The sequence below is a fragment of the Phytopseudomonas flavescens genome, from assembly GCF_900100535.1.
Lineage (GTDB): Bacteria > Pseudomonadota > Gammaproteobacteria > Pseudomonadales > Pseudomonadaceae > Aquipseudomonas > Aquipseudomonas flavescens.
Genome location: NZ_FNDG01000018.1, coordinates 1 through 16792, shown reverse-complemented (window position 1 = coordinate 16792; position 16792 = coordinate 1). Strand labels below are relative to the sequence as shown.

Genomic DNA, 16792 nt, shown 5'->3' with positions numbered 1-16792 from the left:
AGCGGAGTGCAATCAGATGAACAGTAAAGCCTGTGTCCGTAGCGAGGTGTCGCAGCATTCGCTGCCTGGCGTGCGACGTGTATTGACCCGGCTGATACGGCGACTGTCGCGCTGGCACCAATTGGCGCGTGAGCGTCGGCAGTTGGCGTCTTTGAGCGATGCCGGGCTGAAAGACCTCGGCCTCAGCCGCGGCGACGTATTCCAGGAGACCGAGCGGCCCTTCTGGGACGACCCGTTGTGCAAGTGAAAAGGCTGGGTTGGCCGTGGGCGGATGATGATCTACCGTGAACACTTCGCCCCCGCGTCCGAGGTAGCGGCATGCCCATGATCGAATCCCTGTCTTTGCCCCAGGCGCGCCGCGCGGTGCTGGCGGCCCAGGGGTTTGCCGGGCGGCTCCGCTCTGCAGCGCCAGGCGCCCGACAGCTGAATGCCCTGGTCGAGCGCTTGGGTGTGCTGCAGATCGATTCGGTCAATGCCGTGGTGCGCTCGCACTACCTGCCGCTGTACTCGCGCCTCGGCGGCTATGACTCGGCCTTGCTGGAGCAGGCCGCCTGGGGGCGGGGGCGCAGTCGTACCTTGTTCGAGTACTGGGGGCATGAGGCATCGTTGCTGCCGTTGGCGTCTTACCCCCTGCTGCGCTGGCGGATGCAGCGTGCCCGACAGGGGCGGGGGATTTACAAGGGGCTGGCCTCGTTCGGCCGCGAGCAGCAAGGGCTGATCGCTCAGGTGCTGCAGACAGTCCGTGAGCGAGGGGCATTGGGTGCAGGTAGTCTGAGGCAGTCGCATGCGCGCAGCGCGCCCTGGTGGGGCTGGACGGCCGAGAAGCAGGCGCTGGAGTGGTTGTTCGCGGCAGGTGAGGTGACCGTGTCGGGTCGCCGTGGCTTCGAGCGCCTGTACGATTTACCCGAGCGCGTACTGCCGGCTGTCTGGCTGGCACACCCCGAGCTGGAGTCGGCAGAGGCGCAACGACGCCTGTTGCTGAAGGCGGCGCAGGCTCTGGGCGTCGCCACGGAACGCGATCTGCGCGACTACTTTCGTTTCGAGCCCGCCGACGCCAGGGCGCGGCTTCAGGAGTTGCTGGAGGAGGGTGTGTTGAACCAGGTCGAAGTTCGCGGCTGGAGCCAGCCTGCATATTGTCTGCAGCCGTTGAAGATTCCCCGTCGAGTGAGTGCCTGTGCGTTGCTGTCGCCATTCGACTCGCTGATCTGGGAACGAGCACGCACCGAGCGTCTCTTCGATTTCCGCTATCGCCTGGAACTATATACACCGCAGCACAGGCGGGTTTACGGCTACTACGTGCTGCCGTTCCTGTACGGCGAGCGTATCGCCGCACGCTTGGACATTCGTGCCGAGCGCAGCCAGGGACGACTGGCAGTGCATGCCGTTCACCTCGAGCCGGAAGGGCTGGATGAGTTCGGCATGGCCCAGCTCGCCCGCACCTTGCATGACCTGGCAGCCTGGCTTGGCCTCGCTGCGGTGCAGCTCAATTGTCTCAGCGATGCGGCGTTGCGCTTGCGCAGCGAACTCTAGGAAGCACTTGCGCTACAATGCGCGCCGAATTTGGCTCGCTCGAGAATTGCCCCATGTCCGTTTGTCAGACCCCGCTCATCGTCGCTCTGGATTACCCGACCCGGGAGGCCGCGCTTGCCCTGGCCGACAGGCTCGATCCCAGCTTGTGCCGGGTCAAGGTGGGCAAGGAACTGTTCACCAGTTGCGCCTCGGATATCGTCGCCACGTTGCGCGAGCGCGGCTTCGATGTGTTCCTCGATCTTAAATTCCACGATATCCCCAACACCACCGCCATGGCCGTCAAGGCCGCGGCGGAAATGGGCGTGTGGATGGTCAACGTGCATTGCTCCGGTGGCCTGCGCATGATGAGTGCCTGCCGAGAGACCCTGGACACATTCAATGGTCCCGTGCCGCTGCTGATCGGCGTCACCGTGCTGACCAGCATGGAGCGCGAGGACCTGGCCGGCATCGGTCTGGACATCGAGCCCCAGGAGCAGGTGCTGCGTCTGGCTGCGCTGGCCCAGCAGGCTGGCCTGGACGGCCTGGTCTGTTCGGCCCTCGAAGCCCCGGCGCTGAAAGCGGCACAACCTGCACTGCAATTGGTCACGCCGGGCATCCGCCCGGCTGGCAGCGCGCAGGACGATCAACGGCGCATTCTCACGCCGCGCCAGGCGCTGGAAGCCGGCTCGGATTATCTGGTGATCGGCCGACCGATCAGCCAGGCTGCCGACCCGGCCGCCGCATTGGCCAAGCTGGTCGCCGAACTGGGCTGATCGGTCCATCCATTCCCGTACGGTGGCGATCCGGCCGCCGTACCCTTGTGCGTTGCAGGTAATCCGTCATGCATTCCGTGGAACATTCGCCGCTGGGCAAGCGCAGCGAGTACATCGCCAGCTATTCGCCCGAACTGCTGTTTGCCATCCCTCGCGCGGCCAAGTGGGCCGAGCTGGGATTGAGCGCGCAAACCCTGCCGTATCGGGGTGTGGATTTCTGGAACTGTTTCGAGCTGTCCTGGCTGTTGCCGTCCGGCAAACCGGTGGTGGCGATCGGTGAGTTCAGCATTGCCGCCGATTCGCCGAACATCATCGAGTCGAAATCCTTCAAGCTCTACCTCAACTCGCTGAATCAGTCGGTATTCGCCAGTAAGGCCGAGTTGGTGACGGTGCTGGAGAGAGACCTTTCTGCCACGGCAGGCAAGGCGGTTGGCGTGCGGGTGCGCAGCTTGAGCGAGGTAGCGAAGGAAGGCTTGGCGACATTGCCAGGAGTCTGTATCGACGATCTTGATATCAGCGTCAGTACCTACGAGGCCCCCCGGCCCGAGCTGCTGAGCTGTGATGCGTCACGTATCGTCGAGGAGGCTCTGCACAGCCACCTGCTCAAATCCAACTGCCCGGTAACCGGCCAGCCCGACTGGGGCAGTGTGGTGGTCGAGTACCGTGGTGCAGCGTTGCAGCCGGCGAGCCTGTTGGCATATCTGGTGAGTTTTCGTCAGCACGCCGACTTTCACGAACAGTGTGTCGAACGCATCTTTCTGGATCTGCAGCGGTTGCTGCGGCCGGAGCACCTGACCGTTTATGCGCGTTACGTGCGCCGTGGTGGGCTGGATATCAACCCCTACCGGACGACACTGACTCAATTGCCAGAAAATCGGCGCCTGGTCAGGCAGTAAGTGTCACACAAGCGAAAACCAGCCCTTCAAGGCTGGTTTTCCCCATCACTATCAGATGCCCATATTGGCAAGGCTCTGCATGATATTGCGCAGGCTACCGGCCAGCGTCGGATGGCTCACCTCGAAGCGCTCCACGGCCAGGTTGACCCCATCGACCAGCGATGCGTCGGGGGTGGTCACAGGCTGAGCCGCCAGCTGCAGTTCAATGTCGCGGGCCAGCAGGGCCAGCGACTCGCGATCTTCCTCGTTTACCGGCGGGTTCTGCGCCAGTTGCTTGTGCAGCTCTTCCAGTTGCTGCTGCAGATGGTTCGCAGGCATGGAGATTCTCCGTTTCTTGATAGGCAAGACCATAGACCCTACGACATGACGAAAGGTCAGTACTTCGTCGCCGCGCTGTCGCCACCCGTTCAGGGTTTCTCGCCCTTGCTGCGGCGGATCTGCAGGTCGTCCAGGCAGGCGGGCAGATCGGTCAGTTGATCGATCACCGAATGAGCACCTAACCGGTAGAGCGCCAGGGTTGCATCAGCGCGCACCCGATCACGTTGCGCGGCATCGAGTATTTCCCAGTCGCTGAGGGCGTGGCCGGCCAGCGAACCGCAGGCGGCCAGGCCGACCGTCCATAGCCCGGCATTCAGGCCCGCCTGCAGCAGGCGAGGTTCACCGCTGACCAGCACGCAGCCATCCAAGCGATCGATCTGCAGGGTACTCAATGCCTGCCAGCAGGCATCCGGTGCCGGCCAGGCGCGCTGTGAGCAGGCAGGTGAGGCCTTCAGCCAACCGGGTAGCTGCTTCGTCAGTTTCTCGGCGAGGAGGGCGGGAAGCTCGTCAAGCCAGGCGCAGGGGACACCCTGCGCGCGCAGGCTGTGAAGGGCCGCCATCGCGCCGGGTGTCGGTTCGGCGCAGGTTTCCATGTCGCGCGTTGGGCTGTCATCCTCACCGAGCAGCGTCAGGTGGCGAGCGCCGGCCCGCGAGGCGCCACGGGCTCCGAAATCGACCAGGCAGCCGGACAGGCCGAACAGGAAGGCGGTGAAGGATGGCGTCACTACGGACAGTGCTGGCTGAGGCATGCGATGTCGTTCCCTGGCGATGATCGCGTTTACCATGACCAGCGATTGTGACGATAAGGTGACGCCAGCCTGCGGCCAGACACCCGGCAAGCGTAGGTGATGGGGATAGGGCTTGCGCGGAGTGGCCCGGCATCGGTGTGCTGCCTATTGCCCGCGCGCGGCTTTATACTGCGCCGCTGCTGCCGGAGATACCGTGCTCAATAGCCTAGGAGAACAGTAATGCCTTTGATTGGATCGGATTGGATCGGAAGTGTCGGGCGCATGCTGGCCTGCGCCGGTGTGATGGTACTGCCGCTGGCGAGCCAGGCGGCGACGGAAGACCCCTGGGAGTCGTTCAACCGGCCCATCTTCCGCTTCAACGATACCGTCGATACCTATGCCCTCAAGCCCCTGGCCCAAGGTTATCAGGCCGTGACGCCACAGTTCCTCGAGACCGGTGTGCACAACGTATTCCGCAACGTTGGCGATGTTGGCAACCTGGCCAACAACCTGCTGCAGGGCAAGGCACACGATGCCGGCGTGGATACCAGCCGTCTGCTGCTCAACACCACCCTGGGTGCTCTCGGCTTCTTCGACGTGGCAAGCCGCATGGGCCTGCAGCGCAGCGACGAGGATTTTGGCCAGACGCTCGGTGTCTGGGGTGCGGGCAGTGGCCCGTATCTGGTGCTGCCGCTGCTCGGCCCGAGCTCGCTGCGCGATGCGCCGAGCAAGATACCGGACAGTTTCCTGACCCCTTATCCGTATATGGATCACGTGCCAAGTCGTAATGTCACCCGGGGCATCAACGTGGTGGATACTCGCGCCAGCCTGCTGGATGCCGAGCGCATGATCAGTGGCGACAAATACATCTTCATCCGTAACGCCTACCTGCAGAACCGTGAGTTCCGCGTGCGCGACGGTGACGTCGAGGACGACTTCTGAACGCGAGACCTTGTCGCCTTGACAAGGATCAGGCAGCAAGGCTGGACACATGGCGACGCGATGGAAACCGCTCCATCGCGTTACCGCGTGTTTCAGCTCATCGATACCACGGCCAGGCCGAGAATCTGCCGGCCGCCTTCCTGTTCGGTCACCCGCACCACTTCCGCTTCGGTCTCCAGCCCCTTCAATTCGCCGTGCCCGGAAGGCACCCAGACGCGCACCTTGTCGCCGACCTGCACGTTGCACTGTGCTTCGAGCTGCATGCCGGTGCTCGACAGGTCAAGGCACAGTGCCGGAATTTCCTGACCGCCATGGTGGAGCGTCACCTGGGTTTCCAGACGCATGCGAATGTAATCGCGCTTTTCTTCGTAATCACGATCACTTTGGCTCATCAAGCTATCCTCGTTTTTGTCGGGCTCTGTTGCGGCTCTTATAACCCTCACCGATTTCAGGTGTAAAGTCGCCTGGTGGTGAACGGCGCCTGTTGAATCGTGTTGAGGATGGGAGTACCGTCTGCGCCTTGACGCGAACCGTGTACCCGCGCAGGTTGTTGGCGGCGTTTACGCTGACCATCCCTGGCGCAGTTTGCCTGGACACCCCATGCACAAAACCAGTGCCACGTTGCTGCTGATCGATGACGACGAGGTCGTCCGTGCCAGCATTGCAGCCTACTTGGAAGACAGCGGCTTCAACATCCTGCTCGCCGGCAACGGCACGCAAGGTCTCGAAGTGTTCGAGCGCGAGCGACCGGATCTGGTCATTTGCGACTTGCGCATGCCCCAGGTAGATGGTCTCGAACTGATCCGCCGTATCAATGCCCTGGAAATGCCCGCACCGATCATTGTGGTCTCCGGTGCCGGCGTAATGGCCGATGTGGTCGAAGCCTTGCGCCTTGGTGCTGCCGACTATCTGATCAAGCCCCTCGAAGACCTCGCCGTGCTCGAACACTCGGTACGACGCGCCCTGGATCGTGTGCAACTGCGCCAGGAGAACGAGCGGTACCGCGACAAGCTGGAAGCCGCCAACCGCGAGCTGCAGGCCAGCCTGCATCTGCTGCAGGAGGACCAGAACGCCGGGCGCCAGGTGCAGATGAACATGCTGCCCGTCACGCCTTGGGACAACGGCGGGCTTTCGTTCGCCCACCAGATCATTCCCTCGCTCTACCTCTCTGGCGATTTCGTCGACTATTTCCGCGTCGACGAGCGGCGCGTCGCGTTCTATCTGGCAGATGTTTCCGGGCACGGAGCGTCATCGGCATTCGTCACCGTCCTGCTCAAGTTCATGACCACGCGCCTGCTCTATGAGTCCAAGCGCAACGGCATGCTGCCGGAGTTCAAGCCGTCGGACGTGCTTGGACACATCAACCGTGGCCTGATCAATTGCAAGCTGGGCAAGCACGTGACCATGCTCGGCGGGGTGATCGACGAGGAGAGTGGCCGCCTGACCTACAGTATCGGTGGCCACCTGCCGCTGCCCGTGATGTACAGCGGCGGCGAAGCCCATTATCTGGAAGGCCGTGGCTTGCCTGTGGGCCTGTTCAAGGAAGCGGACTACACTGATCTGGAAATTGATCTTCCACAGACGTTCAGTCTGACCCTGTTGTCGGATGGCATTCTCGATTTGCTGGCCGGTGACACTCTGCAGGAAAAAGAAGCCTTGCTGCCGAAACTGGTGAGCGAAGCAGGCGGAACCTTGGATGGGTTGCGCAGCGTGTTTGGACTGGCCAGTCTGGCGGAGATGCCAGATGATATCGCCTTGCTGGTGTTAAGCAGGAACCTTGCATGAATCCTGGGACAAACCCCGGTAGAATCCAGTTCGCCGAGCAGGATGGAACCTTCGTCCTGAAGTTCATCGGCGAAGTGCGCCTGACCTTGTGTTCGGCGCTGGACTCCACGATCGAAAAGATTTTCACTGCGCTGAATTTCTCGGCCATCGTCATCGACCTGACGGAGACGCGTAGCATCGACAGCACCACCCTGGGGCTGTTGGCCAAACTGTCGATTCTGTCGCGGCAGAAGGTCGGCCTGTTGCCGACGGTGGTGACCACCCACGCCGACATCACCCGTCTGTTGCAATCGATGGGCTTCGATCAGGTGTTCAACATCATCAACCAGCCCTACGAGTGCCCGGACTGCCTGGCCGATCTGCCGTCGCAGGATCAGTCGGAGGATGTGGTGCGTGCTCGGGTACTGGAAGCCCACAGGATTCTGATGGGCTTGAACGAATCGAACCGCGCGGCCTTCCATGACCTGGTCAGCGCCCTGGAGCAGCATCCCTGAACGCTGGCTGCTGCCGATAGCGGGGCGCCGATGGAGTCGGCGCCCAGTTCTCCATTCTGCTAGCTGTTGGTGACTAGCAGTTTTTCCAGCTTTTCCTGATCTCGGGCGAACTGGCGGATGCCTTCGGCGAGCTTCTCGGTGGCCATGGCGTCCTCGTTCATTTCCCAGCGGAACTCGCTCTCGCCGATGTGTGCTTCGCTCTGCCCGGAAACCTCCGCGCTCAGCTTGCGCTGCAGCGGGCCATGATCGTCGGCCAGTTGCTGCAGCAGTTCCGGGCTGATGGTCAGGCGGTCGCAGCCGGCCAGTTGTTCGATCTGGCCGATGTTGCGAAAGCTGGCGCCCATGACCACGGTCTTGTGGCCGTTGGCCTTGTAGTAGTCATAGATGCGCGCCACCGACTGCACGCCGGGATCTTCGGCGCCGATATAGTCGCGGCCTTTGGCCTTCTTGTACCAGTCGTAGATGCGGCCCACGAACGGCGAGATCAGGAACGCACCAGCATCGGCACAGGCGCGCGCCTGAGCGAAGGAGAAGAGCAGGGTGAGGTTGGTCTGCACGCCAGCCTTTTCCAGCTGCTCGGCAGCGCGGATGCCTTCCCAGGTCGAGGCGATCTTGATCAGGATCCGCTCGCGGGTGACGCCGGCTTCTTCATACAGCTCGACCAGGCGTCGGGCACGGGCCAGGGTCGCCTGGGTGTCGAAGGACAGGCGGGCGTCCACCTCGGTGGAAATGCGCCCCGGAATCACCTGCAGAATTTCCCGCCCAACGGTCACGCCGAAACGGTCGCTGGCCAGATCGACATCGCCCTTGCTGGCACTGACCGCCTGCTTGAGCAATTCGGCATAGCGCGGCAGGGCGGCTGCCTTGAGCAACAGGGAAGGATTGGTGGTGGCGTCCACCGGCTTGAGGCGGGCAATCGCGTCGATATCGCCGGTGTCGGCGACCACGGTGGTGAACTGCTTGAGTTGATCCAGCTTGGAGGTCATGGCGCGGCCTTGTCGATTCGGGTGCCATGACCTTACCTGAGCATCATGTAGGGCTCAACTGGTGGCACGGCAGGTCCCTTTCGACGACCTGTCAGCGACCCAGCAGAAGTTCGCTGGCCTGGTCGAAAATGGCCAGTGGCTGATCGCTCTTGTGGATGTCCGCCGAAAGCAACTGGCGGAAGCGCCGGGCACCCGGGAAGCCCTGGGCCAGGCCGAGCATATGGCGGGTGACGTGGTGCATCAGGCCGCCGGCGGCCATGTGCCGCTCGATATAGGGGCGCATCACCCGCATGGCCTCATGCCGGCTGATTGGCGGCCGTTCGCTAGCGAACAGCTGCCCGTCGACCTCGGCCAGCAGGTAAGGGTTGTGGTACGCCTCACGGCCGAGCATCACGCCATCGAAGGTCTCGAGGTGCTCCTGACAGGCCTGCAGGGTCTTGATCCCGCCGTTGAGCACCAGCTCCAGCTCGGGGAAATCCTGCTTCAGCTGCGCGGCGATATCGTAGCGCAGCGGCGGCACCTCGCGGTTCTCCTTGGGCGACAGCCCGGAAAGAATGGCGATACGGGCGTGCACCGTGAAACTGCGGCAACCGGCGTCACGCACCTGGCCGATGAAATCGCAGAGCTGCTCGTAGCTGTCACGCCCATCGATGCCGATACGATGCTTGACCGTGACGGGAATGTTCACCACATCGCGCATCGCCTTGACGCACTCGGCCACCAGCGCCGGATGAGCCATCAGGCAGGCGCCGATCATGTTGTTCTGTACCCGGTCACTGGGGCAGCCGACATTCAGGTTCACCTCGTCGTAGCCCGCCTGCTCGGCAAGCCGTGCACAGGCCGCCAGATCGGCCGGATTGCTGCCACCGAGTTGCAACGCGAGCGGGTGCTCGGTCTCGTCGTAATGCAGAAACCGCTGGGCATCGCAGTGCAGCAATGCGCCAGTGGTGACCATTTCGGTATACAGCAGCGCGTGCTGCGACAGCTGACGCAGAAAGTACCGACAATGGTGATCCGTCCAGTCCATCATCGGCGCCACCGAGAAGCGATGGGACGGCTCGGGGCGAGTAGCGTGTGGCGTTGAGGCTTGGTCTGGTTGCATGCGTGACGTCTGACTTTCGCTGAATTAGGCGTATTTACGGGCGCCCGGCGCTGCCCGAAGGCAATTCGTCAGCGCCATGTAGCGCCGAGCCTGGGTATGGGCGAGGAATTGGGGGCGAGTTTATCAGGAATACAAACCTCGATCGTGAGCGGACGGTATGCAGAGCGGCCCGGCTGCGCCGTCCACGATTGCGGCTGGAGGTGCCTCGCGAATGCGACAGGACGATCTCTGCGAATCGTTCAGGCGCCTAAAAAACGGGTCATGAACTTGAGCCAGCTCCTGACTCGGGATTTTTCATCTTGACGTAATCCACCGATCTCTTAGGATTCGGCACCATGCCCGTTCATGATGGCAATTTGACAAGGATCGTTGATGAGATATTTCGTTGCGCGCGCGGGCTTGATGTCCTTGATGTTGGTTTCCCTAGTCGGTCATGCACAAAGCCGCGAAGGGCAGTCCGCTACTCGGGCTAGTCTGCTGTCGGTGTACACCCAGGCCGCACTGAACGACGCGGAACTGGCGGCTGCGCGGCATGAGTATCAGGCCCGTAGCGAGGCGACTCCCCAGGCGCGTTCGGGGTTGCTGCCGAGCATCACGGCCGGGATGGTCAGCGAGGCGACCCGGCTGGACAGGGACCGGCCGGAACTGATTCGTTCCCGCAGTGGCACGACGCTCCGCGCAAGCCTGACCCAGCCGCTGTTTCGTCTCGATCGCTGGTTCGAGCTCAAGGCTGCCCAGGCCGATGTCGCCCAGGCGGAAATGGAGCTGGCGGCCAAAGAGCAGGCATTGATCCTGAAGGTTGCCGAGGCCTATTTCGACGTGCTGCGTCAGCTGGATGCCCTTGCTGCCTCCCGGGCAGAAGAATCGGCCTTGCTGGAGCAGCAGGCCCAGGCCCAAGGGCGCCTTGAAGGCGGTGTGGCCAGCATCACCGATGTGCTGGATGCACAGGCTGCCCATGACTTGGCAAAAGCGAATACCCAGGTCTTTCAACGTAACGCCGATGAGGCCTTCGATGTGCTTTTCAGGCTGACCACGCGCGACTATGCCTATATCGATGGCGTAGATCATTCCATGCCGGTAAACCCACCATTGCCCAATGATGCCGCGGTATGGGTCGACTCGGCCACCAGGCAGAACCTCAACCTGCTCGCAAGCAACCACGCGGTCAGCTTCGCTGAAGAGAAGGTCCGGCAAAGCAAGGCGGGGTTTGCACCCACCGTCGATGTCGTCGCCTCCTACCGAAAAGGAGACAACGACAGCTTCGGCTACAACAACCCATCCGACTTTGGCCGCAGCGACTACCGCGATGACGTGGCGCAGAGCAGCATCGGCATCGAGTTGAACATCCCCCTCTACAGCGGCGGCATGACCCGCTCCCAGGTGCGCCAATCGGTGGAGCTTCTGGCGAAGAGTGAGGATGACCGCGAAAACGCCAGGCGCGAGGTGGTTTTCCTGACGCGGAGCTCACATCGGGCGATCAACGCCGGCGTGGAGCAGATCGCCGCGCGGCTGCAGGCCATCAGATCCGGCAGGATGTCCCTGGAGGCTAACCAGGTCGGGTTACGGGTGGGGACTCGCAACATGGCAGATGTGCTGAATGCCCAGCGGCAACTGTATGCGGCTGTACGTGACTACAACAATTTCCGTTATGACTACATCATCGATAACTTCAAGCTCAAACAGGCTGCCGGGATGCTGGGTGTTGGTGATCTCGAAGAATTTTCCGGTTATCTGAAATCGGATTACGACCCTGATCGCGATTTTCTGCCGGCGGTGCGCTCTGGCGTAGATCAGCGTTGAGTGTCCGCCCAGGCGATAGAAAAAGGTATCTGGCTCAAGCGAAATCGATAGGTACGACGGCTCTAGAATGCCTTTTTGCGGGCGATGGGATTTATTCGCAATTCTGTGATTCAATCGATATCCGGCATCTTGCCCTGCCACGGTAACTGAGTAAAATCTGTACAGGCGGTGGCGCTTTGCCATTGCACTTGCATGGACGCAATGATGCTGAACGATTCAGCTGCCCCCGAACCCGCCTCCGAGCTGGATACAGGCCTGGCCACTTTGGTCATGCTGGCCCGTTTCCACAATGTTGCCGCCTCTGCCGAACAGCTCACCCATGAGTACGCCGAAGACGGTCGACTGTTCGGTCGCCCGGAAATCCTGCTGGCTGCGAAAAAGCTCGGGCTCAAGGCCAAGTCCGCGCGTAGCTCGCTATCGCGACTGACGCAGACGCCTTTGCCGGCGATTGCCGTTGACACGGATGGCCGTTTTTTCATCATCGCCCGGATGGATGACGGCAAGGCGCTGATCCACGATCCTCGCGCGCAGCGCCCTGAAGTGCTCACCCTGGAAGACCTGCAGGCGCGCTGGACGGGTGATCTGCTGCTGATCCGCTCCGAGGCCTCGATGAGCGGCGAGCTGTCGAAGTTCGATTTCACCTGGTTCATTCCGGCGATCGTCAAGTACCGCAAGTTGCTGGGCGAGGTGCTGCTGGTCTCCTTCGTGCTGCAGATATTCGCGCTGCTGACGCCGCTGTTCTTTCAGGTGGTGATGGACAAGGTGCTGGTGCACCGGGGGCTGACCACCCTGGACGTGATCGCCATCGGCCTGCTCGGCATCATGATTTTCGAGACCCTGCTGTCGGGGCTGCGCAGCTATGTGTTCGCCCACACCGCCAGCCGCATCGATGTGGAGCTGGGCTCGCGGCTATTCCGGCATCTGGTCACCCTGCCGTTGGCTTACTTCCAGGCGCGCCGGGTGGGGGACTCGGTGGCCCGGGTCAGGGAACTGGAGAACATCCGCAGTTTCCTGACCGGTAACGCCATCACCCTGGTGCTGGACGTGCTGTTCTCGGTGGTCTTCATCGCCGTGATGTTCATGTACAGCGGCTGGCTGACCCTGGTGGTGATCCTGTCGCTGCCGCTGTACTTCATCGTCTCGCTGCTGATTACCCCGGTACTGCGCGCGCGGCTCAACGAGAGCTTCACCCGCGGTGCGGAGAACCAGGCGTTTCTGGTGGAAACCGTCAACGGCATCGACACCCTCAAGTCCATGGCGGTGGAGCCGCAGGTGGGCCGCAAGTGGGATAACCAGCTGGCCGGCTATGTGGCGGCCAGCTTCAAGACCCAGAACCTGTCGAACCTGGCCAACGAGAGCGTCGGGCTGATCGGCAAGCTGGTTACCGTGGCGACCCTGTGGCTGGGCGCCCGCCTGGTAATCGATGGGCAACTGAGCGTTGGCCAGTTGATCGCCTTCAACATGCTGGCCGGCCGGGTGTCGCAGCCGATCATGCGCCTCGCTCAGCTATGGACCAACTTCCAGCAAACAGGCGTCTCGGTGCAGCGCCTCGGCGATATCCTCAACAGCCGCACGGAGATGTCCCAGGCCTCGCGCAGCGCCTTGCCGCCCCTCAAGGGCGACGTCGAGTTCGACCAGGTACAGTTCCGCTACCGGCCGGATGGTTCCGAAGTGCTGCGTGGCGTTAGCCTGAGGATTCAGGCTGGTGAGGTGATTGGCGTCGTGGGTCGATCGGGCTCGGGCAAGAGTACGCTGACGCGTCTTTTGCAGCGGCTGTATACACCGGAGCGGGGCCGCGTGCTGGTCGACGGCATGGACCTGGCACTGGCCGACGTGTCCTCGCTGCGCCGGCAGATCGGCGTGGTGCTGCAGGACAATATGCTGTTCGCCCGCAGCATTCGGGAAAACATCGCCCTGACCGATCCCGGTGCACCCATCGAAACGGTGATGCAGGCAGCCAGGATGGCCGGGGCCCATGACTTCATCCTCGAATTGCCGGAAGGCTACGACACGGTGGTCGGCGAACACGGCGCCTCGCTGTCCGGCGGGCAGCGGCAACGCATCGCCATCGCCCGGGCGCTGATCGGCAACCCGCGCATCCTGATCTTCGACGAAGCCACCAGTGCCCTCGACTACGAATCCGAGCGGGTCATCCAGCACAACATGCAGGCCATCTGCAAGGGACGGACGGTGATCATCATTGCTCACCGGCTTTCTGCCGTGCGCGATGCAAACCGCATCGTTGTCATGGATCGTGGCCAGATCGTGGAGCAGGGCAGCCACTCCGAATTACTGACTCACCAGGCAGGGCACTATTCGCGCTTGCATCGCTTGCAGCAGGGGGATGTGGCATGAACAGTTGCCTAGCGTCGTGCGTACTGCCGTTGGCAAAGGAGCAATGCCATGGGCGCTAAGCGTGAGTTACTGAATCGTTACCGCAGTGCCTGGCGACACTCATGGCGTAACCGCAAGGCGATGGATGCGCCGGCTCGTCTAAGTCACGAAGTTCAGTTTCTGCCCGCTGCTCTGGCGTTGCAGGAAAAGCCCGTTCACCCGGCCCCTCGTTACATCCAGTGGACGATCATGGTCTTCGCGGCGCTCGCGTTGGTCTGGGCCTGTGTTGGCGAGATTGATGTCGTGGCCACTGCGACCGGCAAGATAGTGCCAAGCGGCAAAACCAAGGTGATCCAGCCCAATGAGGTCGCCGTGGTCAAGGCCATCTATGTTCATGATGGCCAGCAGGTGAAGGCAGGTGAGCTGCTCGTTGAACTCGATAGCCAGATCACTGGGGCGGATGTCGAGAGGCTCCACAGTGAGCTACTCGCCGCCCAAGTCGATAGCGCCCGCGCTCGACTGCTTCTGCAGGCAATAAAAGATAAGACCGAGCCAGCATCTGTTTCCGGTTTTATTCCGAACGCCACTCCCGCGCATCAGGAAAGTCTGCAGCGATGGGTGCAAGGTCAGTATCTCGAGCTGCGTGCAGCCCTCGACCAAAGCGATGCCCAGATCGAGCAACGCGAGGCTGAAATACGCTCCCTCCGAGCCTCTATCACTGCACTCAGCAAAACGCTCCCTATCTCCCGTGAGCTGGCAGCCGACTACCGTGGCCTGCTCGACAAGCAATTTGTCGCCAAACACGCCTACCTGGAGAAAGAGCAGATTCTTCTGGGTCAGGAGCGTGAGCTGGCCCAGCAAAAAGCACGAATCAGCGAATTGGAAGCCGCTTTGAAAGCTGCCCAGCAGCAGCGCATTGGGGTTTTAGCACAGACGCGTAGGGCGATGCTTGATCTGCAGAACGATGCAGACGTTCGTGCAGCAAGCCTCACCCAGGAACTTAGAAAGGCAGAGCAGCGAAACCGGCTCACGCGGCTCACTGCACCTGTAGACGGGACTGTCCAACAGCTAGCGATCCATACCCAGGGCGGCGTTGCAACTCAGGCCCAGCCGCTGATGGTCATTGTCCCGAGCGACCAGCCGGTGGAAGTTGAGGCGATGCTGGAGAACAAGGACGTCGGTTTCGTACGACCTGGCCAGGCTGTCGAAGTAAAGATCGAGACCTTTAACTTCACAAAATACGGTGTGGTCGATGGGACTGTGGTGAGCGTCTCCAGCGATGCGATTGAGGATGAAAAACTTGGTTTGGTTTACAGCGCGCGAATTCAATTGAAAGAGAATTCTATTGCTGTGGGGAGCAGCCTTGTTGCGCTGTCTCCAGGTATGGCTGTACGAGCAGAGGTGAAGACCGACAAGCGCAAGGTGATCGATTATTTTCTCAGCCCCTTGCAGCAACATCTGGACGAAGGGCTAGCCGAGCGCTAAAGAAACTAATCAAGAAGGAACTGAAAAAATAAATCTGGCGCATCAATATCCCCCGACATGCCTGCTCGACGCGCCCTTCACACATGCCGATGGGCTCCCCGTCATCCGGGGGACTGCGGATTTAGGAGGGTGATTAGCGCCCCGTTTGTTAAGTAAATCAAGACCTGGAGACCATATGCGTCTGAAAATTGCAACTTTGACATTAATTGCTGTGTTTTTTTGCTTGAAAGTTACTGGTGGTGAGCTAGAGGCAATGCAGACTCTTAGCGAAGCCACTACGGAAAAATTGTGTGAGATCACTTATAGAGGCAAAAAGGAAGCAATAGTTCCGTTCACTGCGACCGCTTATAGTTTAAGTAGTGTCGAAAAAAATGAAGTTATTTATCTGATTGAAATGCAAGTCGCCAATGGTTGTTCTTTAGAGGCCCGCGACAGTGAAGGAACGTCAGCATTAAATGTGGCAGTTTTGAAGGGCGAACCCGAACTGCTTGATCATTTATTAAAAATTGGGGCCGATCCCATGCTTAAAATTAGAAGCAAGCGCCCCTGGGTAAATGGCCTAAACAGCTTCGAATTTGCTGCGCTGCTCTACAAGCATGAGTCTTCAGAGAGGCGAAAAGGGGTTGTGCGAATTCTAGAAGAATATCAGCGGCACAGTAACTAACCAGCAAAAGGGAAGTGGCATGGGAACGGTAAGCAACGCGGCTAAGACTGGCGCTGAAGTTATCAAAGGCGGGGCAGATCCATACAGCAATGAAAACCCTGGTAACGCTGGCGATGTAATTGACAGGTTGCTGAATTTTCTCCCTTCAGGGATTTTCATACCAAATGGAGTTGGTGACAAAGAAAATAAATCTGTCCCCTTTTGGTCGCAAGCAAGGTGGAGCGGCTCGCTTCCGTTAGGGCTATGAATGTATAGAAAATACGTCCTTGTAGCAGGGGAGACCCGACACGTATTTATCTTGAAAGATGATTAGGTTTATTTGGTGATCGCTATGTTTGCTGTCGCATTCTTTCTGGCACTGGCTGTTTATCTAGCCCTGTCGTTTTTCATTGCCAAGCTCGCGGCGCGACTGGCGAGGTTGGTCAGTTGGCGTGCCGGCCTTTGTGGTGATGCTGGGCATGGTGTTCTGGGACTGAATTCCGATGGAAATTACCTATCGGTATTACTGTAATAACAAAGCGGGGTTCGAGCAACATAAGACGACTGAGCAGTGGCGTAAGGAGAATCCTGGTGTATGGGAAAGGCTAACGCCTATTAATCAAGCTGAGTCGACTCGAGATGGACTTTTTGGAATGAATCGCCCCTAGTTTCGTAGACACCTCCAAGCCTCATAATGAGGCCCACTAGGAGGTGCCATGAGCAACCAGCGTTACCCCGAAGAATTCAAAATCGAAGCGGTCAAGCAAGTGACCGAGCGTGGCCTTCCTGTAGCCGAAGTGGCAGCGCGGTTAGGTATGTCGGTGCACAGCCTGTATGCCTGGATCAAGCGCTACAGCAAGCCCCAGGAAAAGCGGCAGCAAGAGAACGATCAGCAGGCCGAACTGCGTCGTCTGCGTGCTGAACTCAAGCGAGTGACCGAAGAGCGAGACATCCTAAAAAAGGCCGCCGCGTACTTTGCCAAGGAGTCCGGCTGAAG

General features: G+C 60.5%; 16 protein-coding genes and 1 pseudogene. 12 read left to right on the top strand and 5 right to left on the bottom strand.

The genetic code is table 11. The annotated features are described in order from the left end of the window. Positions 1-16: 16 nt before the first annotated feature. From BLR94_RS20140 to queF, 4 genes are all read left to right on the top strand, one after another. The gene (locus tag BLR94_RS20140; protein ID WP_084307877.1) at positions 17-247 is read left to right on the top strand and encodes a DUF1127 domain-containing protein; all 231 of its coding nucleotides are present in this window, start codon (positions 17-19) and stop codon (positions 245-247) included. A 71-nt stretch (positions 248-318) separates the two neighbouring features. Beyond that, entirely contained in the window at positions 319-1530 is a 1212-nt protein-coding gene (locus tag BLR94_RS20135; protein ID WP_084307878.1) for a winged helix-turn-helix domain-containing protein, read from the top strand. Between the two features lie 53 nt (positions 1531-1583). After that, the gene (pyrF, locus tag BLR94_RS20130; protein WP_084307879.1) at positions 1584-2282 is read left to right on the top strand and encodes an orotidine-5'-phosphate decarboxylase; all 699 of its coding nucleotides are present in this window, start codon (positions 1584-1586) and stop codon (positions 2280-2282) included. A 68-nt stretch (positions 2283-2350) separates the two neighbouring features. Beyond that, complete coding sequence (gene queF, locus BLR94_RS20125; RefSeq protein WP_084307880.1) at positions 2351-3178, top strand: NADPH-dependent 7-cyano-7-deazaguanine reductase QueF; 828 nt, start codon at positions 2351-2353, stop codon at positions 3176-3178. Between the two features lie 51 nt (positions 3179-3229). Here queF and BLR94_RS20120 read toward each other — a convergent pair whose 3' ends face one another. Beyond that, positions 3230-3496, bottom strand: coding sequence for a DUF4404 family protein (locus BLR94_RS20120; protein ID WP_084307881.1), 267 nt, complete (start codon positions 3494-3496; stop codon positions 3230-3232). 89 nt (positions 3497-3585) lie between these two features. Then, complete coding sequence (pcrP, locus tag BLR94_RS20115) at positions 3586-4245, bottom strand: HAD superfamily inactivated hydrolase PcrP (protein WP_084307882.1); 660 nt, start codon at positions 4243-4245, stop codon at positions 3586-3588. 219 nt (positions 4246-4464) lie between these two features. Here pcrP and BLR94_RS20110 point away from each other — a divergent pair, with 219 nt between their 5' ends. Next, positions 4465-5166, top strand: a complete 702-nt coding sequence (locus tag BLR94_RS20110; RefSeq protein ID WP_084307883.1) for an MlaA family lipoprotein — start codon at positions 4465-4467, stop codon at positions 5164-5166. Between the two features lie 92 nt (positions 5167-5258). Here the strand turns inward: BLR94_RS20110 and BLR94_RS20105 are convergent, their stop codons facing one another. Beyond that, complete coding sequence (locus BLR94_RS20105; RefSeq protein ID WP_084307884.1) at positions 5259-5558, bottom strand: PilZ domain-containing protein; 300 nt, start codon at positions 5556-5558, stop codon at positions 5259-5261. Positions 5559-5766: 208 nt separating this feature from the next. Here BLR94_RS20105 and rssB point away from each other — a divergent pair, with 208 nt between their 5' ends. Then, entirely contained in the window at positions 5767-6951 is a 1185-nt protein-coding gene (gene rssB / locus BLR94_RS20100; RefSeq protein WP_084307885.1) for a two-component system response regulator RssB, read from the top strand. After that, the gene (rssC, locus tag BLR94_RS20095; protein WP_084307886.1) at positions 6948-7445 is read left to right on the top strand and encodes an anti-sigma factor antagonist RssC; all 498 of its coding nucleotides are present in this window, start codon (positions 6948-6950) and stop codon (positions 7443-7445) included. The genes rssB and rssC overlap by 4 nt, the downstream gene beginning before the upstream one ends. A 59-nt stretch (positions 7446-7504) precedes the next feature. Here rssC and tal read toward each other — a convergent pair whose 3' ends face one another. Further along, positions 7505-8431, bottom strand: coding sequence for a transaldolase (gene tal, locus BLR94_RS20090; protein WP_084307887.1), 927 nt, complete (start codon positions 8429-8431; stop codon positions 7505-7507). Between the two features lie 91 nt (positions 8432-8522). Next, on the bottom strand, positions 8523-9533 hold the full coding sequence (gene dusA, locus BLR94_RS20085) for a tRNA dihydrouridine(20/20a) synthase DusA (protein WP_084307888.1): 1011 nt from the start codon (positions 9531-9533) through the stop codon (positions 8523-8525). A gap of 372 nt (positions 9534-9905) precedes the next feature. Between dusA and BLR94_RS20080 the strand changes: the two genes are divergently transcribed. The 5 genes and pseudogenes from BLR94_RS20080 to BLR94_RS20065 all read left to right on the top strand — a co-directional run. Next, positions 9906-11333, top strand: a complete 1428-nt coding sequence (locus BLR94_RS20080) for a TolC family outer membrane protein (protein WP_425262116.1) — start codon at positions 9906-9908, stop codon at positions 11331-11333. 204 nt (positions 11334-11537) lie between these two features. Continuing rightward, a complete protein-coding gene (locus BLR94_RS20075; protein ID WP_167359789.1) occupies positions 11538-13688 on the top strand; it encodes a type I secretion system permease/ATPase in 2151 nt (716 codons plus the stop codon). A 48-nt stretch (positions 13689-13736) separates the two neighbouring features. Further along, on the top strand, positions 13737-15152 hold the full coding sequence (locus BLR94_RS20070; protein WP_084307890.1) for an HlyD family type I secretion periplasmic adaptor subunit: 1416 nt from the start codon (positions 13737-13739) through the stop codon (positions 15150-15152). A 175-nt stretch (positions 15153-15327) separates the two neighbouring features. Further along, positions 15328-15816, top strand: a complete 489-nt coding sequence (locus BLR94_RS27285) for an ankyrin repeat domain-containing protein (RefSeq protein WP_139207482.1) — start codon at positions 15328-15330, stop codon at positions 15814-15816. 695 nt (positions 15817-16511) lie between these two features. Continuing rightward, positions 16512-16792: pseudogene (locus tag BLR94_RS20065) on the top strand (transposase); the annotation flags it as partial.